Origin of the sequence: Allorhizobium undicola ORS 992 = ATCC 700741, assembly GCF_000621665.1 — a bacterium.
In the GTDB taxonomy this organism is placed as follows: Bacteria; Pseudomonadota; Alphaproteobacteria; order Rhizobiales; family Rhizobiaceae; genus Allorhizobium; species Allorhizobium undicola.
In genome coordinates this window covers 41,243-63,635 of sequence record NZ_JHXQ01000019.1, presented here as the reverse complement: position 1 = coordinate 63,635, position 22,393 = coordinate 41,243, and the positions used below count along the sequence as shown (strand labels likewise).

At 58.9% G+C, this 22,393-nt stretch carries 21 protein-coding genes and 1 tRNA gene; 10 read left to right on the top strand and 12 right to left on the bottom strand.

Annotated features, from left to right (window positions below):
• Positions 1-6 precede the first annotated feature (6 nt).
• Positions 7-1,068: a ketol-acid reductoisomerase gene (gene ilvC / locus T424_RS0115710; protein ID WP_330217735.1), complete on the top strand. Its 1,062-nt coding sequence runs from the start codon at positions 7-9 to the stop codon at positions 1,066-1,068.
• A gap of 141 nt (positions 1,069-1,209) precedes the next feature.
• On the opposite strand, the gene T424_RS0115705 is transcribed toward ilvC, so the two are convergent.
• Positions 1,210-2,118, bottom strand: a complete 909-nt coding sequence (locus tag T424_RS0115705) for a MerR family transcriptional regulator (protein ID WP_027488562.1) — start codon at positions 2,116-2,118, stop codon at positions 1,210-1,212.
• A 127-nt stretch (positions 2,119-2,245) separates the two neighbouring features.
• Here T424_RS0115705 and T424_RS21290 point away from each other — a divergent pair, with 127 nt between their 5' ends.
• The 6 genes from T424_RS21290 (at position 2,246) to T424_RS22665 (ending at position 7,978) form a co-directional block, all read left to right on the top strand.
• Positions 2,246-3,919 carry a methyl-accepting chemotaxis protein gene (locus T424_RS21290; protein ID WP_051559070.1) on the top strand — a complete coding sequence of 558 codons (1,674 nt, stop codon included), beginning with the start codon at positions 2,246-2,248 and terminating at the stop codon, positions 3,917-3,919.
• A 210-nt stretch (positions 3,920-4,129) separates the two neighbouring features.
• Complete coding sequence (locus T424_RS0115695; protein ID WP_027488561.1) at positions 4,130-5,350, top strand: aminotransferase-like domain-containing protein; 1,221 nt, start codon at positions 4,130-4,132, stop codon at positions 5,348-5,350.
• Between the two features lie 215 nt (positions 5,351-5,565).
• The gene (locus T424_RS0115685) at positions 5,566-6,297 is read left to right on the top strand and encodes an NUDIX hydrolase (RefSeq protein ID WP_027488560.1); all 732 of its coding nucleotides are present in this window, start codon (positions 5,566-5,568) and stop codon (positions 6,295-6,297) included.
• An 87-nt stretch (positions 6,298-6,384) separates the two neighbouring features.
• Complete coding sequence (locus T424_RS0115680) at positions 6,385-7,302, top strand: PhzF family phenazine biosynthesis protein (RefSeq protein WP_027488559.1); 918 nt, start codon at positions 6,385-6,387, stop codon at positions 7,300-7,302.
• A 139-nt stretch (positions 7,303-7,441) separates the two neighbouring features.
• A tRNA-Lys gene (locus T424_RS0115675) sits at positions 7,442-7,517 on the top strand.
• 107 nt (positions 7,518-7,624) lie between these two features.
• Positions 7,625-7,978, top strand: a complete 354-nt coding sequence (locus tag T424_RS22665; RefSeq protein WP_154664956.1) for a hypothetical protein — start codon at positions 7,625-7,627, stop codon at positions 7,976-7,978.
• A 581-nt stretch (positions 7,979-8,559) separates the two neighbouring features.
• Here the strand turns inward: T424_RS22665 and T424_RS0115670 are convergent.
• From T424_RS0115670 to T424_RS0115655, 4 genes are all read right to left on the bottom strand, one after another.
• Positions 8,560-9,321 carry an ABC transporter permease gene (locus T424_RS0115670; RefSeq protein WP_027488558.1) on the bottom strand — a complete coding sequence of 254 codons (762 nt, stop codon included), beginning with the start codon at positions 9,319-9,321 and terminating at the stop codon, positions 8,560-8,562.
• On the bottom strand, positions 9,318-10,247 hold the full coding sequence (locus T424_RS0115665; protein ID WP_027488557.1) for an ABC transporter ATP-binding protein: 930 nt from the start codon (positions 10,245-10,247) through the stop codon (positions 9,318-9,320). The genes T424_RS0115670 and T424_RS0115665 overlap by 4 nt, the downstream gene beginning before the upstream one ends.
• Before the next feature lie 285 nt (positions 10,248-10,532).
• The gene (locus tag T424_RS0115660) at positions 10,533-11,366 is read right to left on the bottom strand and encodes a response regulator (protein WP_027488556.1); all 834 of its coding nucleotides are present in this window, start codon (positions 11,364-11,366) and stop codon (positions 10,533-10,535) included.
• A gap of 397 nt (positions 11,367-11,763) precedes the next feature.
• A complete protein-coding gene (locus T424_RS0115655) occupies positions 11,764-12,537 on the bottom strand; it encodes a helix-turn-helix transcriptional regulator (protein ID WP_027488555.1) in 774 nt (257 codons plus the stop codon).
• Positions 12,538-12,762: 225 nt separating this feature from the next.
• On the opposite strand from T424_RS0115655, the gene T424_RS0115650 reads away from it, so the two are divergent.
• Entirely contained in the window at positions 12,763-13,551 is a 789-nt protein-coding gene (locus tag T424_RS0115650; protein WP_037068006.1) for a class I SAM-dependent methyltransferase, read from the top strand.
• Between the two features lie 71 nt (positions 13,552-13,622).
• Here T424_RS0115650 and T424_RS21285 read toward each other — a convergent pair whose 3' ends face one another.
• From T424_RS21285 to T424_RS0115630, 4 genes are all read right to left on the bottom strand, one after another.
• Positions 13,623-16,379, bottom strand: coding sequence for a mechanosensitive ion channel domain-containing protein (locus T424_RS21285; protein WP_245269596.1), 2,757 nt, complete (start codon positions 16,377-16,379; stop codon positions 13,623-13,625).
• Between the two features lie 219 nt (positions 16,380-16,598).
• The gene (locus T424_RS0115640) at positions 16,599-17,384 is read right to left on the bottom strand and encodes a heme ABC transporter ATP-binding protein (protein ID WP_027488553.1); all 786 of its coding nucleotides are present in this window, start codon (positions 17,382-17,384) and stop codon (positions 16,599-16,601) included.
• Complete coding sequence (locus T424_RS0115635) at positions 17,385-18,467, bottom strand: FecCD family ABC transporter permease (protein WP_051559055.1); 1,083 nt, start codon at positions 18,465-18,467, stop codon at positions 17,385-17,387.
• Positions 18,467-19,351 (bottom strand): heme/hemin ABC transporter substrate-binding protein, encoded by an 885-nt coding sequence (locus tag T424_RS0115630; RefSeq protein ID WP_245269593.1) that lies wholly within the window; start codon positions 19,349-19,351, stop codon positions 18,467-18,469. Before T424_RS0115630 ends, T424_RS0115635 begins: the two co-directional genes overlap by 1 nt.
• 164 nt (positions 19,352-19,515) lie before the next feature.
• Here T424_RS0115630 and T424_RS0115625 point away from each other — a divergent pair, with 164 nt between their 5' ends.
• Both T424_RS0115625 and hutX read left to right on the top strand, forming a co-directional pair.
• Positions 19,516-19,857 carry an antibiotic biosynthesis monooxygenase family protein gene (locus T424_RS0115625; RefSeq protein ID WP_027488550.1) on the top strand — a complete coding sequence of 114 codons (342 nt, stop codon included), beginning with the start codon at positions 19,516-19,518 and terminating at the stop codon, positions 19,855-19,857.
• A 7-nt stretch (positions 19,858-19,864) separates the two neighbouring features.
• Entirely contained in the window at positions 19,865-20,383 is a 519-nt protein-coding gene (gene hutX / locus T424_RS0115620; protein ID WP_027488549.1) for a heme utilization cystosolic carrier protein HutX, read from the top strand.
• Positions 20,384-20,535: 152 nt separating this feature from the next.
• Here hutX and T424_RS0115615 read toward each other — a convergent pair whose 3' ends face one another.
• The 3 genes from T424_RS0115615 to T424_RS0115605 are packed head-to-tail and all read right to left on the bottom strand — an operon-like array spanning position 20,536 to position 22,211.
• Entirely contained in the window at positions 20,536-21,234 is a 699-nt protein-coding gene (locus T424_RS0115615) for a retropepsin-like aspartic protease family protein (protein ID WP_027488548.1), read from the bottom strand.
• The gene (locus tag T424_RS0115610; RefSeq protein ID WP_027488547.1) at positions 21,231-21,413 is read right to left on the bottom strand and encodes a DUF1289 domain-containing protein; all 183 of its coding nucleotides are present in this window, start codon (positions 21,411-21,413) and stop codon (positions 21,231-21,233) included. The genes T424_RS0115615 and T424_RS0115610 overlap by 4 nt, the downstream gene beginning before the upstream one ends.
• Positions 21,414-21,428: 15 nt before the next feature.
• The gene (locus T424_RS0115605; RefSeq protein ID WP_027488546.1) at positions 21,429-22,211 is read right to left on the bottom strand and encodes an adenosylcobinamide-GDP ribazoletransferase; all 783 of its coding nucleotides are present in this window, start codon (positions 22,209-22,211) and stop codon (positions 21,429-21,431) included.
• Positions 22,212-22,393 lie beyond the last annotated feature (182 nt).

The following is a 22,393-nucleotide window of genomic DNA, read 5'->3' as shown; positions in this document are numbered from 1 at the left end:
CGGCACATCAACAAACACCCACACAGACAGCATAGGGAAGGACATAAAATGCGCGTCTATTACGATCGTGATGCCGATCTGAACCTCATCAAATCCAAGAAGGTCGTTATCGTAGGTTACGGCTCGCAGGGCCGCGCCCATGCGCTGAACCTCAAGGATTCCGGCGCCCAGAACGTCGTCATCGCGCTGAAGGCCGGTTCTCCGACCACCGCCAAGGCCGAAGCCGACGGCTTCAAGGTCATGACCGTTGCTGAAGCTGCCGCCTGGGGCGATCTGCTGATGATGGCAACCCCGGACGAATTGCAGGCCGGCATCTACAAGAACGATATTGCGCCGAACATCCGCGATGGCGCGGCGATTGCTTTCGCGCACGGCCTCAACGTGCATTTCGGCCTGATCGAGCCGAAGGCGTCCGTTGACGTGGTGATGATCGCGCCGAAGGGCCCCGGCCACACCGTTCGTGGCGAATATCAGAAGGGCGGCGGCGTGCCCTGCCTCGTGGCCGTTCACCAGAACGCCTCCGGCAATGCGCTTGAAGTGGCTCTTTCCTACGCCTGCGGCGTTGGCGGCGGCCGTTCCGGCATCATCGAAACCACCTTCCAGGAAGAATGCGAAACCGACCTGTTCGGCGAGCAGGTCGTTCTGTGCGGCGGTCTCGTCGAGCTGATCCGCGCCGGTTTCGAAACGCTGGTCGAAGGTGGCTATGCGCCCGAAATGGCCTATTTCGAGTGCCTGCACGAAGTGAAGCTGATCGTGGACCTGATCTACGAAGGCGGCATCGCCAACATGAACTACTCGATCTCCAACACGGCCGAGTGGGGCGAATACGTTACCGGTCCGCGCATCATTACCGCCGAAACCAAGGCTGAAATGAAGCGCGTGCTTCATGACATCCAGACCGGCAAGTTCACTGCCGAATGGATGCAGGAGTGGCATTCGGGCGCTGCCCGCTTCAAGGGCATTCGTCGCATGAACGACAAGCACCAGATCGAAGAAGTCGGCGAAAAGCTGCGCGGCATGATGCCGTGGATCGGCAAGAACAAGCTGGTCGATAAGGCTCGCAACTAATAAAAGTTGTGATCCAGACCTGCCGATCCCCGTTTTTTGTTTGCGTGCCTTTGGCATCGCGGGGGATCGGCAAGAACAAGCTTGTCGATAAGGCCCGCAAATGCGCCGGATCGGGCTCTTGAGGCCCGGTCCGGTTTTTGTTTATCTTTTATGTTCGATAGCGCTGAAACGTAGCCGTGCTATTGTTTCGAACTCGTAGAGGTCAGCAATATGCCGGGTTCCTGCGAGAGGTGAGAGGTCGGCAAAGCCTGGGCCTCCAAGCCATAGCTCGGTATGGCGCGGCAGGATTTCCCTGAGATTTTCAATGCGTTTGCGGCTTTGGGCGCCGCGGCGGATCAGGCTGCTCAGGCAGACAAGCCGGGCGCCTGAGGTGAGCGCTGCCGCGGCAATCTCGTCATTTGGCAGGCCCGGCCCCAGATAGAGCACGCGAAATCCATTGAGATGCGCCATGACGGCCGCCAGAAGGGCGCCAAGTTCATGTGCTTCTTCGGAAAGCGTGGCAAAAAGAAACAGGGTTTGCGAGCGCAGCGGCACGGGCTGGGTCAGGAACTCGCCAAGCAGGGAGCGAATATGCGCCGATGCCATGTGCTCACCGGCCACGGAGAGCTTGCCGTCAGACCATAATTGGCCCACCTCGTGTAACAGATCAAGCACAAAGCCCCCGCAAAATTCCCGCATTCCGCGTGCTTGCAGTTCCTGTCGCAGCAAGGCTTCGAACCCGGTGGAATCCAGGGTATTTAGCTGTTCGAGAAAGGGAGCAAGCCTTAGCCTGTCCTGATGGCGGAGCATCAATCTTCGCAGTTCATCGTCGGGGACGTGCACGATGGCGCTGATCCTGAGGCCGAAATCAGTACATTCTTTCAGGAGTTTAAGTCTTTCGACCTGCGCTGCGGTGTAAAGCCTCCGGCCGGTTTGCGTGCGCTGTGGCGTAACGGCTTCATAGCGCCGCTCCCAGGCGTGCAGCAGAAGTTTGCTAAGCCCCGTTTCTGCCGAAACAGCAGAGAGTGTGAAATATGCCCCTTCCTCATTAATGGATTTTTTATGTTTCACCCGAAAAATTCCTCAGCTTCAGGTGGTATTTCACCACGATATTTGCCTTAGCTTAATAACTTTATTTGATGATGCTCAATTAGATGTAGGGCTTGGGCGGCTCGCATCTCCGGGGCATGAAAGGTTGATCGTGATGTTTGGTTCGGTTCGGGATGCAATGGCTGAAACGGAGGCGCTCAGGCGGTCCCAGGCCGTTATCGAGTTCGCTTTGGATGGCACCATCCTCAATGCAAACGAAACATTTTGTAATGTCATCGGCTATTCCCTTGCGGAGCTGAAAGGTCATCATCACAGTATGCTTGTAGATCCCGACTATGCGGGCAGTGCTGACTATAAGACCTTTTGGAATGATCTGCGAGCCGGGCATTTTCAGCGGTCACAATTCATGCGCAAGGGCAAGGGCGGGCGTGACGTCTGGATTGAAGCTTCATATAATCCGGTTTTTCGGGGCGGCAAGCCCTACAAAATCGTCAAATATGCGGTGGACATTACCGAAAATGTGCTGCGTAGCCGCGAGAATGAAGCATGGCTTGCCGCCATCTCCCGCTCGCAGGCGGTTATCGAATTTCGGCCCGATGGCACGATTTTGACGGCAAACGAAAACTTCTGCAAGGCGACCGGCTATCGGCTGGATGAGATTGTCGGCCGGCACCACCGCATGTTCTGCGACGCAACTTATGCATCATCGCCGGACTATGCGCAGTTCTGGCGGCGGCTTGCGGCGGGGGAGTTTCTGGCCGACGAGTTTCGCCGCCTCACCAAGGATGGCCGCGACCTCTGGATCCAGGCCTCCTATAATCCGATTCTCGACACGAACGGGACGGTGGTGAAGGTGGTAAAATTCGCCACCGATGTCACCAGCCGCATGGTGGCAATCGACCAGCTCGGCCGCTCCATTTCCGCACTTGAGCATGGCGATCTGACGCAGACGCTGAACCAGCCTTTCGTTCCCACAATGGAAGCGCTCCGCAAGAATTTCAATCTGGCGCTGGCCAAGCTGAACGATACGCTGGCCAATGTTTCGGACAGTGCCTGTTCCATCTCTTCCAACACTCGCGAAATCGCGTCGGCTGCGGCTGATCTTGCCCAGCGCACCGAACAGCAGGCGGCTTCGATAGAGGAGGCGGCTGCCGCGCTGGAGGAAGTGACGACCACGGTGCGGGAAGCGGCCAAACGCACACAGAATATGGGTAAGCTCGTGGAGCAGACCCGTGACAATGCCGAGAAATCCGGCGAGGTGGTGAGCAATACGGTCGCTGCCATGGATGAGATCGAGCAATCCTCTCGCAAGATTTCCACCATTCTGGGGGTCATAGACGAGATTGCCTTCCAGACCAATCTTCTGGCCCTCAATGCCGGGGTGGAGGCTGCCCGCGCGGGCGAGGCGGGCAAGGGATTTGCCGTGGTGGCGCAGGAAGTGCGCGAACTGGCGCAACGCTCCGGCAATGCCGCCAAGGAAATTCGCGGCCTTATCAGCACCTCCACCTCCCAGGTGGAAAGAGGCGTGCATCTCGTGGCTGCCACCGGCGAGGCGCTGGACAAGATCGTCAACGATGTTGTTGAACTCAGCGCCAATGTCGCAGCCCTCGTGCAGGGCACGCAGGAACAATCCGGCGCCCTTGGCGAGATTACCAGCTCCATCAACCTGATTGATCAGGGCACGCAGCGCAACGCCGCCATGGTGGAAGAGACGACGGCAGCAACACATGCGCTTTCGCAGGAAGCCGAGGGCCTTTTCCAGCTGGTGGGAACCTTCACCATTGATCAGGCGCCGGCGGCGCCCCAGCGCCGGGCCGCATGAGCCTGGCGAAGTGATAGGTCAGTATTGTTGACATATCGCTGATTCTGTGATGCCTTGCCTCCACAATTGAGACGCATGGATTTGCGTTAGAGCCTTTCACTGTTTCACGGAAACGGTGAAAGGCTCTAACTGTCTGTTTCGACGCATTTCCGGACGCAAAACCGAATATACTTTTGCTGGAAATGCTTTAAGACCCTGGAGGAAACATCGATGGTGAACTGGGATCAACTTCTTGCCACGCGCGCATCGCGAATGCGCGCCTCTGAAATCCGGGAACTGCTGAAGCTTCTGGATCAGCCGGAAATCATTTCCTTTGCCGGTGGCATTCCCGATCCCGATCTTTTCCCGGCCGAAGCATTTCAAAAAGCGTTTGCGGGTATCTTTGCCGATGGCGAGGCGGCTTCGGCGCTGCAATATTCGGTTTCAGAGGGTTATCTGCCGCTGCGGCGCTGGCTGAGCGGGGAAATGGCAAAGCTTGGCATTGCCTGCGGCGTGGACAATATTTTCATCACCTCCGGTTCGCAGCAGGGGCTGGATTATCTGGGCAAGCTGTTTTTGTCCCCGCAGGATACGGCGCTGGTGCCTTGGCCCACTTATCTCGGCGCCTTGCAGGCCTTCAATGCCTATGAGCCGAATTTTGACCAGCTTTCGGTTGCCGGCAACCGCACGCCGCAAAGCTACAGCGAAAAGGCGGCTGCCTGTGGCGGCAAAGTGAAATTCGCCTATGTTTCTCCCGATTTCGCCAATCCGACCGGCGAAACGATTGACCGGAGCGGCCGCGAGCGGCTTCTGGCGCTGGCCGAAGAGCTGGATGTGGCCATTCTTGAAGATGCGGCCTATCAGAACCTTCGATATGACGGTGAGCCTGTGGCGCCGGTGCTGGCGCTGGAGATTGCCGCGAAGGGTTCGATCGAGAACTGCCGGACGATTTATCTTGGCTCGTTTTCCAAAACCCTTGCGCCGGGGCTGCGGGTTGGCTTCGTGGTCGCCAGCGGCGAGGTCATCCGCAAGCTTGTGCTGATGAAGCAGGCCGCGGACCTGCATTCTCCCTCGCTCAACCAGATTGCCATTGCCCGCGTTGCCGGGGAAATCTTCGAAGGCCAGATCGCCCGCATCAAGGCGGCCTACAGCGCCCGCCGCGATGCCATGCTGGCGGCGCTGGAGCGGCATATGCCCAAAAGCGTGCAATGGACGCGGCCCGAAGGCGGCATGTTCATATGGCTGACATTGCCAGAGGGCATGGATGGCGCAGAACTGCTGGCGCACTCTGTCAAAACCGAAAAGGTGGCTTTCGTACCCGGTCAGGCTTTCTTTGCCGATCGTTCCGGGGCAAATACCATCCGCCTTTCCTTCTCGCGTGCCGATGAGGCGATGATCGAGGAAGGCATTGCGCGTCTTGGACGGCTGCTTGCCAGCGGGGCGCGGGTATAAAGCATCGGCCGAAAAGTGGGAACCGGTTTTCGGATCATCCGATGCGATGAAAAAAAGCATCGGCCGAAAAGTGGGAACCGGTTTTCGGGCAATCCGATGCGATGAAAAAAAGCATCGGCCGAAAAGTGGGAACCGGTTTTCGGGCAATCCGATGCGATGAAAAAACCCATCGGCCGAAAAGTGAGAGCCGGTCATAAGGCAAGCAGGAGACGAGCATGGATGCCCTTCGCGACGAATTACAAACCTGGCCTGCGGAGGGCGAGATCTTTGACCTTTCCTCGGCGGCGCTTGAGGTTCTTGCGGGCGAGCATCCATTTCTGGCGGCGCATCGCGAGGCGGTGGCCGCGAATTGGGAGCAGGAGGTTGCCGCCAATCCCGCCTTGTTCAATGGCCGTTTCCTGCTGTTTTCCACGCTTGGCATCCATCAGGGACGGCTTTGCGGGCAGGCCCATGATACGCCCTATGCTGCTATGCTTTACTGGCGGCGCAGTCCGGCGCTGCAAACGGGCTATCATGTCTTCTGTTTTCCGGTGATCATCACGGCGGATAATGCGCTGGTGGCGGTGGAAATGGCGGCGCATACGGCCAATCCCGGTCAGGTCTATTGCCCGGCGGGTTCTCTGGAGCTGGAAGACGTGGTGGACGGCAGGGTGGATATAGAGGCCAATATGCGCCGCGAGGTGCGGGAAGAAACCGGCCTGGACCTTGGGATGGCCGAGGCGGATGGCGCGCTTCGCGGCTTGCGTCTGGGGCGGCGGGTAACGCTTTTCAGGATCTTCCGGATGCCGTTGACGGCGGATCAGGTGGAAAAGGCGATTTACCGCCATATGGAAACCGATCATGAGCAGGAAATTGCCCGTCCCGTGCTGCTGCGCCGGGGCGATGAAGGGCGCTATCCCTTCAATCCGGCCATGAAGCCGCTGCTGCATTGGTTGTTTGCAGATTGACGATGCAGCTTGCGCGTTTTTGCGCAGTCGTGCAGTCTCGCTGATATACGGTGTCATGCCGGATTGTGGCGTTGCATGGAGGCGTGATTGGCCAGGGATTACTGCGTTTACGATGTTTTCACAGCCGAGAAGCTTTGTGGAAATCCGCTGGCGGTGGTGTTCGACGCGCAGGGCCTGACCGATGAGGCCATGCAGTCGATTGCGCGGGAGTTCAACCTCTCCGAAACGGTCTTCGTTTTAAGGCCGCAAAATCCGGCTCACGCAGCCCGCGTCAGAATTTTCACGCCCGGCCGGGAATTGCCCTTTGCCGGCCATCCCACGGTCGGCACGGCAATTGCGCTTGCCGAGCGGGCGCGAAACGAACACAGCGCACCGCTCGATCTCGTTTCCGTGCTGGAGGAAACGGTTGGCCCGGTGCGCTGCGCCGTGAGCCTTCGGGAAAACGAGCCAAGCTTTGCCGAATTCGACCTGCCCCTCGTGCCCTCCAGCATCCATCTACCGCTGGACCGGCAGGGGCTTGCGGATGCGCTTGGTCTGAAAGTCAGCGATCTTGGCTTCGAGAACCACATTCCCTCCATCTGGACAGCAGGTGTGCCATTTCTGCTGATACCCGTGCATAATCTTGGCTGCGTGGAAAGTGTGGAGTTCGATCCGCATCTGTGGGAGCGGGTTGCCCCCTTCTGTGAGGGTGCGCTGACATCTGCCTTCGTCTATTGCCGGGGCGGGGTTCACCACGCCGCGAATTTCCACGCGCGCATGTTTTCACCCGATATGGGCATCGCGGAAGATCCCGCGACGGGCGGTGCCGTCGCGGCCCTTTCCGGCGCTATCCAGCATTTCGATGCCTTGCCGGATGGCCACCACCCGCTGCTGGTGGAGCAGGGCGTGGAAATGGGCCGCCCCTCCTTCATCCATCTTCATATCGACACCAAGGAAGGAAAGCTGTTTCGCGCCCGGATCGGCGGTCAGGCGACGATGATTGCTTCAGGACGTCTTTTTGTATAATATTCAAAGGCTTGATGGATAAATGCAATTTTCTCCCGCAGTTGACGTGTTTTTTTCGCCAACCCGGCTGGACAAGGCGGGATAACCCCTTTATATGCCCTCTCACGCCACCGGAACACACGGCGGCGCACAAAAAGGCGGGTGATTAGCTCAGTTGGTAGAGCAGCTGACTCTTAATCAGCGGGTCGTAGGTTCGAGCCCTACATCACCCACCATTTTTCAATGACTTAGCTGGTGTTTCCGACCAATTTCCGACATGTTTCCGACCATCCTGTATCTGATTTTATGGATATGGAGCTGCTTTGTTTGATGGATATGTCGAGTGGCAAGAATGGATTTTTTAGGAGCACTGTTGGGTGAGGCTTCGTGGAGCGCAATGGCATTTTTTGCTGTTGTACTCGGTACATTCATTGGTTCTACGCACGACCCAGTTTGGGTTGCTTTCATCATTGCAGTAATCGTGATTGCATTTTGCGCTTCAAAACTGTGGCCAGTTTTAGCTTGTGTGGCAATGGCTGCGTCGTTTAGGGTGGTCGCCCCGTATTTTAATTATGTGAAAGCAGGGCTTGATTTTTGGGGCTCCTTGCCTCTCCGCTTTTTTGCTCAAATCTTAATTTTCGGCTCTTGCGCGATTGCTATGCGCGTATTGGGAAGGTGTGTTCTCCGTCGTCAGTAAGTCTGAGAGTCGCCACGTAACTTCCTCAGATCAATTGTCCATCTCCGCCCCGGCGCTATCAGTCAGTGCTTTATGCAGGGCGTGGTAGTGTTTCATGACTGCGTTTGCAGTCTGGAAGCCGTGGTCGATGATGCTGCAAATTTTGCAGGTGCGCAGCCATCACAACACCCCGTTCGCTTTGTTAGTGGTTCTGAGCCGGTTGAAGATTTGCATAGCTGTGATTCAACCATTTCACGCTTGAATTGCCGATCTCATTTTGTTCCATCGCTTCGAGTGCAATATTCTCTGTTTGTTCGCATAATCTTGCAAAAATAGCTGTGGATTACTGTGGATAACTGCGGTTTGGGCGATTGCGACTCAAGTTTCGGCATCCCTTGGGCGGCTCTATCCAAGGCGCTACGGACAAGAGTTATGTCCTGTTCCAAGAGCCGTATTCTCTAGGGTATGTGGGGATTCGACGTTGGGCGAGGCGAAAACGGTGATTTGCGAGAACCGGAGCGGAGTGTACTTAATGTACATGAGCACCGGGAGCGCAGCAAATTACCGTTTGCAGTCCGCCCAACGTTGAATACCCACATACCCTAGTTTTTCAGGCGGTAGCCGCTGCGAAATATCCAGGTGACAATGGCGAGGCAAAGCGTCATGAAGATCAGCACCATGCCTATGCTGATAAGCGGGTTTAGGTCGGCCTTGCTGAAAAAGCTCCAGCGGAAGCCGCTGACGAGGTAGAAGACCGGGTTGAAATGGCTGACAGTTTGCCAGAAGGGCGGTAGATCGCCGATCGAGTAGAATGTGCCGCCCAGGAAGGTGAGGGGCGGGATGACCAGCATGGGCACAAGGCTGAGCTGTTCGAAATTCTGTGCCCAGATGCCGATGATGAAGCCGGCGAGGCTGAAACACAGCGCCGTCAGCACCATGAAGCCGAGCATCAGCAGCGGGTGATCGATCCGCAGGTCAACAAACAGCGTGGCCGTGGCAAGGATGATGAGCGCGAGAATGACGCCCTTCGTGGCGGCGGCGCCGACATAGCCAATCAGAATTTCGCTCATGGCAACGGGTGCTGACAGGACTTCATAAATCGTGCCAGTGAATTTCTGGAAATAGATGCCGTTTGCGCCATTGCTGATGCATTGCGTGACCAGGGCCAGCATGATGAGGCCGGGCGTGATGAAGCTGCCATAGCCGCCCTCCATATTGACCGGCATTTTTGAGCCGACCGCCGCTCCGAAGACGATGAAATAGAGCGAGGTGGATACCACCGGCGAAACGATGCTTTGCAGCAGCGTGCGCACCATTCTGTGCATCTCGAAGCGGTAAATGGCTGAAATGGCGTGGAAGTTCATGGCTTGGCATCCCCAATCAGCGAAACGAAAATATCCTCGAGCGAGGTCTGGCGGGTGGAAATATCCGTGACCTGAACGCCGGAGGCTTCCAGCGCGGCCAGAAGCCGGGTGAGGGCGTCGGGATCGGCCTGGGGCTGATAATCGTAGACGATCCGGCGGCCCTCCTGGGCAAGGCTGAGCTTCCAGTCATCCAGCCTGCCGGGCAGGCTTTTCATCGGTTCGGCCAGCTCCAGCAGCATCTGTTTGGCGCCCAGCTTGCGCATCAAAGCCGTTTTTTCCTCCACCAGCACCAGTTCACCGCCATTGACGATGCCCACCCTGTCGGCAATTTCCTCTGCTTCTTCAATGTAATGGGTCGTGAGAATGATGGTGACGCCGCTGTCGCGCAAATCCCGCACAAGGCTCCACATCTCGCGCCGCAGCGCCACGTCCACGCCTGCGGTGGGTTCATCGAGAAACAGTATTTTCGGCTCGTGCGACAGCGCCTTGGCAATCAGCACGCGGCGCTTCATGCCGCCGGAAAGCTGGCGCAGGGTGGAGTCGCGCTTTTCCCAGAGGCTGAGAGAGCGCAGCACCTTCTCGATGTGGGCGGGGTTCTTGCCCTTGCCGTAAAGACCGCGTGAATAGCTGACCGTGTTCCACACGGTTTCGAACTGGTCTGTGGTCAATTCCTGCGGGACAAGCCCGATCAGCGCACGTGTTTGCCGAAAATCCCGCACCACGTCATGGCCCGAAACCAGCACCTTGCCGGAAGAAGGCTGAACGATGCCGCAAATAATCGAAATCAGCGTGGTCTTGCCCGCGCCGTTGGGGCCGAGCAGCGCGAGAATTTCACCTTCCGCAATGTCGAGGCTGATGCCTTTCAGGGCCGTGAAACCGGATGCATATGTCTTTTGCAGGTTTTCAATGGAAATAATGGCTGACATTCGATCCGCATGGGCTGGAGGGATGACAAGGATTGGCCCCCCGTGCATGACCACAGGACGAGCGCCGACCCTGCCGGAGAAGCAAACGCTGGAGCAGGTTGCAATATAGAGCATTTGCCGAAAATGTGTAGCGCGCCGCTTTCGCCCAGAAGCAGGTGCTGCCGCGCTGGCACAACGGTGCCCGCGGAATTTATCATTTGTTTTTATACAAACACAAAAACCGCCTGCCGGTCGGCAGACGGTTTTAAAACGTGAAATATGTCCGAAACTTATACCGGGTTCTTCTCAGGCTGCTGCCGAGCTTTTCTGGCGTCCGGCGCGGATCTGGACCAGCGTGTCGAGGTTCTGGTTGACGCGGCAATAGAACTCTTCATCGATAAAGGGCCGCAGCATGAAGTCATTGCCGCCAACTTTCAGAAAGCGTGCGGAAAGCAGGCGATCGGTGGAGGAAGATACGCCGATGATGCGCAACTCGTGCGAGCCGCGCACCGCGCGGATGCGGCGTGTCAGTTCGAAACCGTCGATGTCGGGCATGTTGTAGTCCGTCACCACAAGGCCGACATCCGGGTTGGCCTTCAGGGTTTCCAGAGCCTTTGCACCGTTGTCGGCCGTGCTGACGCGGAAGTTATAGCGCTTGAGGCGGCTGGAAAGCAGTGCGCGGGCGGTGGGGCTGTCATCGACGATGAGCACGTGATGGCGGTGATTGGTCAGGAAGCGGCAAACCGATTCGGCCAGCATCTCGACGGCAAAGACATTGTCCTTCAGAATATAATCGACAATATCCTTCGAGAGCAGCTTCTCGCGGGTCTGCTCGTGGAAGGTGCCGGTAAAGACGATGGTGGGAATATTGCAATCCACCAGATATTCCAGCGCTTCGCCGTTTTCGGCGCCCGGAAGGTTGATATTGGAAATGGCAAGCGTCACGGGCGTGTCGTTCAGCTCGTTGGCCATCATCAGATCTTCATAGGTGCGGCAGATTTCCACATCCATATTGAAGATCTCTTTCAATCTCTGGCGGATCATCGAAGTGAAGACATTGGAGTCTTCTGCAACGATAATACGGGCATCCGGAAACTTTTCGCCGGAGTATTGCATTCCGGAAACGCCGAGATAGGTCATGGCTTGCCTTCAAAAATTAGTGATCTGAGGGCAATATAAAAATCATCAATTGCTGAAATATTAATCTGAAAAACGGATTCGGGATCGATGCTTAATGAAACAAGAAAACGGTAAAGTTGGTGCGGTGCAATCGCTGAAGCATGTCGCGCAAAAGTGTGCAGCGGTTTTGCGATAACGACATGCGACAAAACAATGACGTAAAGCGTCAGGAGCGAATCTGAAATATCGCGACAGGCTTTACAGCGCCGTGCGTTTTATCAAACGCACGAAGTACGCTGTAACACTTTAAATCTGCTGCATGATTTTCACCTTAAATCGATTCCGATTTAAGGAATTATGCAGTAGACCTTGTGGCTAACTGAAAAACAAACAACAAAAGAGGCGAGGCAAAGCATCGTCAGACCGGGAAGAGCAATACCAGCCTGCAATCCGGACGGTCGGCGGGGCGATAGTTGAATTGCCGGAAATGCAGGATGCCGCGTTCGGGATGGCGAAATGCCCGTTCACCGCCCTCGCGCTCCATGACATTCTGCTGCTGCCAGACGGTTTCGAACAGAGGGATTTCGGCGCGCATGGCCTCTACCAGATCCCTGAAGAGAGGGTCGCGCTGGGCATGGCTGTAATCGGCGCGAAACTCTGCCATCATGCTGGCGGTGCGGCCTTCCCAATCCATAATGATCTGCCGGGCAGCGGGGTGGGAAAACACGAAGCGCATGGCATTGCGCTCGCTGGCCTCCTGTGCAAGCCATTCGGGAAAAAGCGCGGCGGCTGCGGAATTCCACGAGCAGGCGTTCCAGTATCTGTCCAGCGCATAGGCCGGATGAGGAACGGCTGAAACGGCGGCAATCACGGAGGCAGGCGCCTCCTGTCCATATTCGTTTTGCTGGCTGTCGGGGTCGCGCCGGTCGGCCATTTCGAAAAGATAGGCGCGCTCTGCCTGTGTCAGTTCAAGTGCCACGGCAAGCCGCGCAAGCGCCTGTGGTGAGGCCTGCACCTGGCGGCCCTGTTCAATCCAGGCGCACCATGTGGGACTTATCCCGGCGCGTTCCGCCAGTTCCTCGCGGCGAAGTCCCGGTGTCCGTCTGCGCCCGGCAAGCCCGTCAGGCACCAGTCTTTCCCGATGGGACCGGACAAATTCTCCAAGCAGTCTACGCTGTTCCAGCTCAAGCATGTCAGTTCTTATGATAGGATAAAGTGTTATATTGTACCAGTATAAATTTCAGTCATCATGGGCTCGCAGCGCTGAAAACGGCGCACATTACAGCGCCGTGCGTTTTATCAAACGCACAAAGGACGCTGTAACGCATTAAATCTGCTGCATAATTTTCACCTTAAATCGATTCCGATTTAAGGAATTATGCAGTAACCCTCGCAATTTATTAGCAGGAATGGATTCATGGCGACACCAACCGGAACTGAAAGTTCAACCTCTCACGACCATCACGTGCAATCACAATTCGGCCCACGAGCGGCGGCCTATGTCGAAAGTGCCGTTCATGCCGCTGGCGAAGACCTGCGCCATATCGCGCAATTGGCGGGTGACATCAGGCCTGCAAAGGCTCTGGACCTGGGTTGCGGTGGTGGTCATGTGGCTTACGCGCTGGCCGCCCATGCCCATGAAGTGGTGGCGGTGGATCTGTCCAGTGACATGCTGGCGGCTGTTGCCGGGGTGGCGCGCCAGAGGGGCCTTGCCAATCTGCATGTGCAGCAGGCTTCCGTGCAGGCTTTGCCCTTCGAGGACGCCTCCTTTGATTTCGTCGCCAGCCGCTTCAGTGCCCATCACTGGCAGGATGTGGATGCCGGGTTGCGGGAGGCGGCGCGGGTGCTGAAACGGGCAAGTCCCGCGGTGTTCGTGGATGTGATCGCGGCGGGAAGACCGCTGCTCGATACCCATTTGCAGACGATTGAACTTTTGCGCGATACCTCGCATGTGCGCAATTACAGCGCGGCGGAATGGCATGAGAAGCTGGCGCGGGCAGGGTTCGGCGTAGAGCGGTGCCACATGTTTCGCACGCGCATGGAATTTGCAAGCTGGATTGCCCGCATGGCCACGCCAAAGCCCCTCGTGGATGCCATCCGGCTGCTGCAAAAGGCGGCGGCGCCGGAGGTTCAGCAGGTCTTCGCAATTGAACCGGATGGTTCGTTCATGCTGGACATGGCCGTTTTCGCGGTGCGGCGGTGTTAAATCATTTCACCGGGAAATGCGTAAAAAAGCCTGGAGCATCAAAAAATCCAGGCCGTGTTTGAAGGCAACGCCTATTCCTGCTCGTTCACCAGTTCGTGGCCAATGGCGGGAGCGGCTTCATGCAGAATGCCTTCCTGTTTGAAGCGCTGGAAAATCGCCAGCCGCAGGTCGTTGCGGGCTGAAAGCCCGTCGCGCAGATCCTCGACATAGGCACGGATTTCGAACTGCAATTCGGCTTCGGTGAAATCCTTGAAGATCACGCGCGGCTCCGGCCTTTCGGCAATGCCGGGTGTGGAAGCGGCAATGTCCTTCAGCAGATGCATGATATGGCGCGGATCGAAATGGCTGGGGGCGGCAACGCCAAGGACAAGGCGGCCGAGCTTGACGCTGCGGGGTGTCTTGTCATCGCCCTCAGGCGGCAGGGTCTGCGGCAGTATGCCATCCACCAGTTCGGCGTCTTCTTCGGCTGGCGGGTCTTCCTGCAAAATGCCTTCCAGCTTGAAGCGCTCGAACACGCCCAGCCGCAATTCCGTGCGCACGGAAAGGCCGCTGAGAATATCGGCAACATAAACGCGGACCTCGAAGTTCAGATCGGCCTCGTTGAAGTCCTTGAACACCACCACGGGTTCGGGATTGCGCAGTACGCCGGGAACATTGGTGGCAATGTCCTTCAGCAGGTTGACCATGCGGCGCGGATCGTTGCCAGCCTTTACCGTCACCGGCACGTCCACCCGGCCCAGCTTGTTGCGGTGCGTCCAGTTGCCCACCGATGCGTTGATGAGCTGCGAATTGGGCACGATGATCGATTGGCGCTGAAAGGTTTCGATTTCCGTGGCGCGCACGGAAATGCGGCGCACGAAACCTTCGCTGGTGCCGGTGGCCACCCAGTCGCCCACCTTGAAGGGGCGTTCCATCAGCAGGATAAGGCCGGAGACGAAGTTGGAAATGATGTTCTGAAGGCCGAAACCGATACCGACCGAGAGCGCGCCAGCCACCAGCGCAAGGCTGGAAAGATTGATACCGGCCACGGAAAGCGCCATCAGCGCCGCGATGATGGCGCCGAAATAGCCTACCGATGTCTTGACGGAGTTTCGAACGCCCGCATCCACCTGCGAGCGGGCCATGACGTTGCCGTCCAGCCATTTTTCGAACCATCGCGTCAGCACCAGACCGACGAAGAAGATCGCCACGCCGCTGAAGATCCCGACGATGGAGATGCTCATGCCGCCGATATTGATCTGGACAAAGAGGTTGTAGAACCATGTCTGTATATCCGGTGGCTGGAAGCCCCAGGACATCATGATGAGCGGAATGCCGAAAGCCAGCGCCGACATGTATATGAGCAGGCCTGCGACAATACCCACCTGATCCAGTGCCACCGGCCCCATGTTGAAGCGTCTTTGAAGGTAGCGGCCAATGATCGTATCGGCGAAACGGTCACGCTCCGAGACGGCCCGGCCGGAGCGGATGCCGATATACATGGTGGCAATCACCCCGCCGGTCAGGATGAGCTGGGTGGAAATGAAGCGGGCAAGCCCGATAAAGCCGCTGACGCTGGCCAGAATGATGCCGATGCCGCAAAGACGCATGGCAAGGGCGGTGGAGCGGTGCCATGGCCGCCCACGGCCCGCTGCCTGCGCTTCCTTGCCCTTCGGCACGAGAGGCCGGGCAAAGGACATGGCCAAGAGAATGCAGCCGATGAGCGAGGAGGAGACGAAGCCCTTGAAAACAGTGAGATCGACCGGCGAGCCCAGGGTCTCGGTAATCGAGCCAAAGACATAATCCAGCCCGTTGATGACCGACATGCCGACAAGGGCGGCCAGCAACAGCTTTGCGCCGCGGTCTGTCACCCGGACCAGCCGCCATTTTGGCTTGGAGGGCTGGAAAAGGGCGTCCCCCAGCCGGAAGACAAAGTAGACGAGACCCGCAAAGGCCATAACGCTGCCGGCAATGGGCGAAATATCCGGCCGCAGCACGTTGAAGGCTTCCAGGAAGAAATAGCTGCTGGTGAGAAAGAAGCTGACCGCGAGCGTGGGAATGGTCGTGACCCAGAAGGCCAGCGAAAAGCGGCTCATATAGGATGGGTCGTTCTCGACGCTTGCGCGCTGGATGACGGGTCCGAAAATCCGATTGAGCGTGAGGCGCATCCCTACGGCCAGCACCAGCGACAGCAGCAGGGCAGAAGCAAGCTGAACCTTCTTGAAACGCCAGGCAAACCCCGCCCAGCCGCCGATCAACTCGGCGAAGCGTTTCATTTCCGGCACGATGGATTGCACGGCAGCGGCCAGCCGGTCGAAGGGCACATCCGTGCGCGTCATCAGTTCGCGGGTGAAGAGATCGCGCCGGATGGCGGTGATCTTGGCGGAGGTCGCGTTGATGGCGTTCGACGCATCGTCGAGCTGGCTGATAACCGTGGCGATCTGGGTTTTCTGGGCCGCCAGCTTGTTGCGTTGCTGGGTGACGTCGCTGGCTTCCTGCTGGCCGTCCTTTGGCGGGTCGCCCATTTCCTTCTGGCGGTTGGCAATGTCGTCTGCGCGCGGTTGCACGTCGCCACGCAGTGCCGTGAGTTGCGCCTGGAGATCGTCGAGCTGGGATTTCAGCGTGGTAAGCTGCCGGTCGTCTTCCGTGGGTTTGGAAAGGGCGGCATTGGTGGCATCGATCTGCTTTTGGGCCTTGGCCAGCGTCTGGGGCGCCTGGCTCACAGGGTCATCGGGGGCAAACAGGCTGTCTTGCGCGAAAGCCGGTGTCAGCAGCGGGGCATGGATGGCTGTTGCTGAAAAGGCAATGAGACAGACAAGGACAATACGAATGAAGAACCTGTTCGTCACGTTTCCCACTACCCTTTCATGGCAAGGCCCGCAAACGGGGTGCCCTGACCTGTAAATTCGCTGCCGACGCAAAGACGCTGAAGGCCTGATGACGGCGAATCGATGCCGCGCCCGCATTTTCTGTAAAACATGGGCCGGGGCAATTCCATGACGGAAAGCCCCGCCGCGTGGAAAAGCGCTGGCGTGGGATGAAGTTCCGGCCGGAAAGCGATTGCTGTTTCAGGCGGCGGCGTGGCGTGCCTGTGGCAGCACGAAGGGAATGGTGCTCGGCACCCGGCCAACCGCGCCGGAAAGTCCGTAGACGGCGTGAATGACGTCTTCCCGCACCACGGCCTCCGGCCTGCCCTGGCCGATGATGCGGCCCTGTTGCAGCAGCACGAGGTGATCGGCAAATTCCGCCGCCAGATTGAGGTCGTGCAGTACGGCAAACACGATGCCGCCTTCGCGGGCGAACTGTCTGGCGGTGTCCAATAGGGCGATCTGCTGCCCAAGGTCGAGGCTGGCGGTGGGCTCGTCGAGAAACAGCGCGGTGGCGCGGCCATCGATGCGTGGGGCCGGAATTTGCGCCAAAGCGCGGGCAAACTGCACGCGCTGCTGCTCGCCTCCGGAAAGCAGCCGGTATTGTTGGCCTGCCTTGCCTTCAAGGCCCACGCGGCGCAGCGCTGCATGGGCTGCTTCTTCCTGATTTATCGCGCCATGGGCGGCGGCCCCCATGCGCACCACTTCCAGCGCCGTGAAGGGAAAGGCGAGGCTGGACTGTTGCGGCAGGACGGCCCGCTTGCGGGCAAGCACTTGCGGGCTCAGGCGCGAAATTTCGCACTCATCGTAAAGCACGCTGCCTTGATCGGGCTTGAGATCGCCACAGAGAAGCTTGAGCAGGGTGGATTTTCCAGCTCCGTTCGGCCCGATGACGATGGTGAAGCTGGCTGGTGTCAGCACAAGGTCGATAGTGTTGACGAGCTGCCTGCCGCCGCGCCGGAGCATGAGGTTGCGTGCCTCGATCATTCAGCCCTCCATAAGATCACGGCCCTTGCCGGTCAGCAGCAGGGCGAGGAAAACGGGCGCGCCGATAAGCGCGGTGACGATGCCGATGGGCAGTTCTGCCGGGGCGGCCACGGTGCGCGCGATGCTGTCTGCCGCAAGCAGCAGGCTTGCCCCGCCAAGGGCGGAGGCCGGCAGGAGGTAACGGTGAACCGGCCCGATCACCAGCCGCAAAAGATGCGGCACGATGATGCCGACAAAGCCGATGGAGCCCGCCACGGCCACGCAGGCGCCGCAGGCGGCGGCAACCGAGAGAATGCAGAGCCTGTTCAGCCGTTGCACCGGGACACCCATGTGGAAAGCGGCGGCAGGCCCCAGCACCAGCGCATCGAGCCCGCGTGACAAAAACGGCAGGCAGGCCAGCGCCGCGGCGAGAAACGGCAGGACGGAGAGGCATTTGGCAAGATTTGCGCCGCCAAGAGACCCCATGCTCCAGAAGGTGATGTCGCGCAGCGCCCGGTCATCGGCCAGAAAAATGAGAAAACCCGTCGCGGCAATGCTCATGGCGCCAATGGCGATGCCGGAAAGGATAAGCGATGTGGCGGAGGTGTGCCCGTGGCGGCTGGCGATGAGATAGAGCAGGCCGGTTGTCAGCAGCGCGCCGCAAAAGGCCATGACGGGCAGAAATTCCCCGCCCAGCAAGGTCTGAAGCGGGGCAAGCTGACCTGCGCCCAGAACGATGGCCGCGACCGCGAACAGGCTTGCGCCAGAGGTGACGCCGACAATGCCGGGATCGGCCAGCGGATTGCGGAAAAGCCCCTGCATGATGGCGCCGGAAAGGCCAAGGCCCGCCCCGATGAGTGCGCCAAGCGCCGTGCGCGGCAGGCGCACGGCCTCCAGAATGATCCTGTCCTGTTCCGGCAGCGCCCCGCTGCCGGAAAGATAGGCAATCAGCGATCCCATGCCGACACTTGCCGGGCCGGTGACGACCGAACCCAGGCAGGCGCCTGCCAGCAGCAGTGCCAGCGCCACGAGCATGAGTGCGCCAAGCCGCGAGCGGTCGCCATTGCCGGTCAGGCCCGGAAAGGGAGAGGCGAACGCCGCCATCAGCGGATTGCCGCTTGCGGGTAAAGCTTTTCGGCCAGTTCACGCGCGGCTTCCGGCGTGCGTGGTCCGAAACCAAGCAGGAAAAGCCCGTCCATGGAAATGAAGGCATTGTTTTTGGCGGCAGGACTTGCCGCAAGGGCTGGCAGGGCAAAGGCGTCCGCTGCCGAAATCGGCTGGGCGCCATGCTGCATGGTCAACACCACGTCCGGGGCGGCGGCAATCAGCGCTTCGTCGCTCATGGGCTTGTAACCTTCGCTGGCGCCTGCGGCATTCACGCCGCCGGAAAGGCGGATCATCGCATCGGCAGCCGTGTTGCGTCCCGCCGCCATCACCCGGCCATTGGCCATGGAAAGAACGAAGAGGACCTTCTTTTTCTCTGCCGTGGATTTGGCAAGCGTGGCTTGCAGTGCCTGCAATCTGGCATCCACGTCGCGGGCGAGCTTATCGGCCTCGGCGGACTTGCCGACGGCCTCACCCACGGCGCGAATACGCTCTGCGACGGTTTGCGCGCCGGGCGGTGCATCGATGGACACAAGCGGAATGCCACTGCTTTTCAGAAGGGCGAGCGCATCCGGCGGGCCTGATCCCGCCTCGGTCATGATGAGGTCCGGCTTCTGGGCCAGGATGCCTTCGGCCGAAAGCTGGCGCATATAGCCCACATTCGGCTTGCTCTTTGCCTCTGGCGGGTAGAGGCTTGTCGTATCCACCGCGATCACACGGTCGCCCGCGCCCAGATCATAAAGGATTTCGGTAACGGTGCCGCCAACGGAAACAATGCGGCGCGCCTGCGGGTAGTTTTCGCCATAAGCTGAAAATGGGGCAAGGAGGGGCAGGGAGGCGAACAGGGCAAAAGCCAGCCTGGAGGCGATAATCTTCTTTGTCATCGATGGATTCCTGAAACATGCCGATGCAGGCCGGGGATGCGGGAGGAGGCGGCATCCGAAGCCGGACATTTAACTTGACTATTATGCACAAGTTTTAATAGGAAGGCAACACAGGCAGGATTGCCGCCGATGGCGGCGCGCCATTTTCCGGAAAGGATGGGAAGATGTATATTGCGATGAACCGTTTTCGTGTTGTGCCGGGTTACGAAGAGGCTTTCGAAGCTGTCTGGCGCGAGCGTGAAGGCCGCCTGAAGGAAGTTCCCGGCTATCTGGAATTTCACCTGCTGAAAGGCCCCAAGGCCGACGACCACACGCTTTATGCGACACACACCGTTTGGGCCACGCAGGAAAGCTTCAAGGCCTGGACGCATTCGGAGCAGTTCCGTGCGGCCCATGCGCGGGCGGGCGAAACGCCGGTGAAATATCTGAGCGGGCCGCATTTCGAAGGTTTTCAGGTGATTCAGCACGAAGATGCCAACGGCAACCGGCTGCCGGTTGCGGCCTGAGGTGGCCATGCAGACAACATCTCAACCTGATGCCCTTGAACGGGCGCGCGCGCTGTTGGCCGAGAAGCCCGATGGCGTGGTGGAAACCATTGCCGGCGAGGCAGGTGTAACGCCCGCGCAGATTCTCTCGCTTCTGCCCGCAGGCAGCGCCGTGACGCTGCCCGCCGAACACTTCCAGCCCATCTGGGAGCGGCTGGGCGGCTTCGGCGAGGTTTTGATGATCGTGCATACCGCCGACATCGTGCTGGAGGTGGTTGGCCGCCTGCCGCCCGGTTCGGAAGGTCATGGTTGGTTCAATGTCCATGGCGACAGCCCCATTGGCGGTCACATCCGGCTGGAACGCTGCGGCTCCATTACCTTCGTGGACCGGATGTTTCACGGACGCCGTTCACTTTCGGTGTGGTTCATGAATGGTGAGGGCCACGCCATGTTCAAGGTCTTTGTTCGCCGCGATGCCGAAAAGGCGCTGATCGGCGAACAGGTCACGCTGTTCGAGGCTCTCCGCGCTCATTATCAGACCGCGTAGGCTGGCCTATACCGGCCATTCTCCTGAGAATGCTCAATTGCTTTACGAATCAATTTTCAAGCCTGGCTGCCGTTTTTCAAGCAGCGAAACTTCGGGGCGTTTGCGTGTTTCAGGCATTCACGCAATCGCCCCGTTTTCTCTTTCACCAATTTTTAATCCCGCAGCCGCAATTCGTCGGCACGGATCTGGATGGTGTCGAGGGTGGAAAGAAAGCTCATGCCCAGCAGGCTTTGCTCCAGCCTGCCGCGTTCCGTTACGAGGGCCGTGATGTTTTCGCGCACGATCGGCCCGATGGCTACTCGCTTGAGACGGACCTGAGCGGCCATCGCCGAGCCATTGGCCGTCATGACCGGGGTGATGTAGCGCAGGCTTTGCGGATCGATCCCGGCTCGGGCGGCGTCTTCCGGCGTCAGCACCACGGAGCTTGCGCCCGTATCCACCATCATGCTGAGGCTTGCGCCGTTCGTTTCCACCTTTGCGGAAAAATGGTTGTCGAGCCCGCGATGCAGCAGGACTTCCGTAGTTCCATCGCTGGCATTCGTTACCACCGTATGGCCCGGCAGAAGGCCGCTGACGAGGCGATCCTTTATCAGTGCAAGTTCCTGCCGGTATTGATAGCCCGCCAGAAGACCAAGGGCGATCAGCGCCCACATGGACAGGAAGCCGAGATTGCGCGCAAGGGATTTGCGGCTGGCGAAGAGTGCCGCCATCAACATCAGCGCAAAGGGCAAAAGCGTCAGCAGGCCGCCAAGCTGGTCATCGCTGAGGTTCTGGAGAAAGCCGCTGTCGCGGTTCGCCAGCAAAAGGCCAGCCGTCAGCAGCAAGACAAGCAGAAGCACGAAAAAGCTCATCGGCCTGCCTCTCGCGTGCTGGCGCTGCGGCCTGCAAGCAGGGCCATGATCTGGCGTCTTTCGCTTTCGGAAAGGCTGGACCAGGCGGCAATTTCCGCCAGGCTGCGGGCGCAGCCTTCGCAGAGTCCCGCTTTTGGATCGATACGGCAGATGCCGATGCAGGGCGAGGATACGGGCATGGCCTGGCGTCCTGTTCAAAGCGTTGCGGCAAGGGCGCCAAGCGCGACGATTTCGCTGATCTGCTGCATGGCGCCGATCGTATCGCCCGTGTGGCCACCAAGCCTGTGCCGCACGAACTGATTGAAGCCATAGGCGGCAAAGGCCGTTGCCACAAGGGCGCTGGCCAATGCGTGCGCCGAGGTTGCCGGTCCGACGGTGACGATTGCAATGGTGAGGCCGGAAAGCAGCGCCGTGTGCAATGATGTTTCGCTTGGCCTGCCCATTTTGTCCGCCAGTCCGCCCGGCCGCGCCGCAGGCAAGGCCCGCCAATGCCACACCATCACCGCACGGCTGGCCGCCCCCACGCCGATCAGGCAAAGCGCTGCATTCATCGGAGAAAGAGTATTGAGGAGCGCAACGAGGGCGGCGGCGCGCAAGCCAACCGAAAACACCAGAGCCAGAACCCCGAAGGTGCCGTTGCGGCTGTCTTTCATGATCTCCAGCGCCCGCTCGCGTGGCAGGTTGCCGCCCAGCCCGTCGGCCGTATCGGCAAGCCCGTCTTCATGCAGGGCACCCGTCAGTGCCGCTTGCAGGGCAAGGGCTGAAAGCGCCGAAAGCAGGGCGCCTGCCGATGTACCCGCCATCAGCGCCATAAACAGGGCAACGGGGGCCACGATCACCGCGCCCGCCAGCGCAAAGGCCCGCGCGCTGCGGTCCATGCGCCCGTCATGCCCCTCGAAGAAACGCGGGGATACGGGCAAACGGCTCAGAAATGCCAGCGAACGGGCGAGATCGTCGATCATGTCCTTGCTTTTCATGCGACCTCCCGGCAGCCGTTTTCTTTCATGTAGGACAGGTGAGGGAAATTTGCGAGCGGCAGGCTTCCATGCTTTTTCGGTTGTTGCCGTCAATGCCTGCCGTTAAGAAGGGCACCGTTCGAGGATATGTGCATATTCAGCTTCGGGTGGGCGAGGACACATCCCAAAACTCAATTCCACAT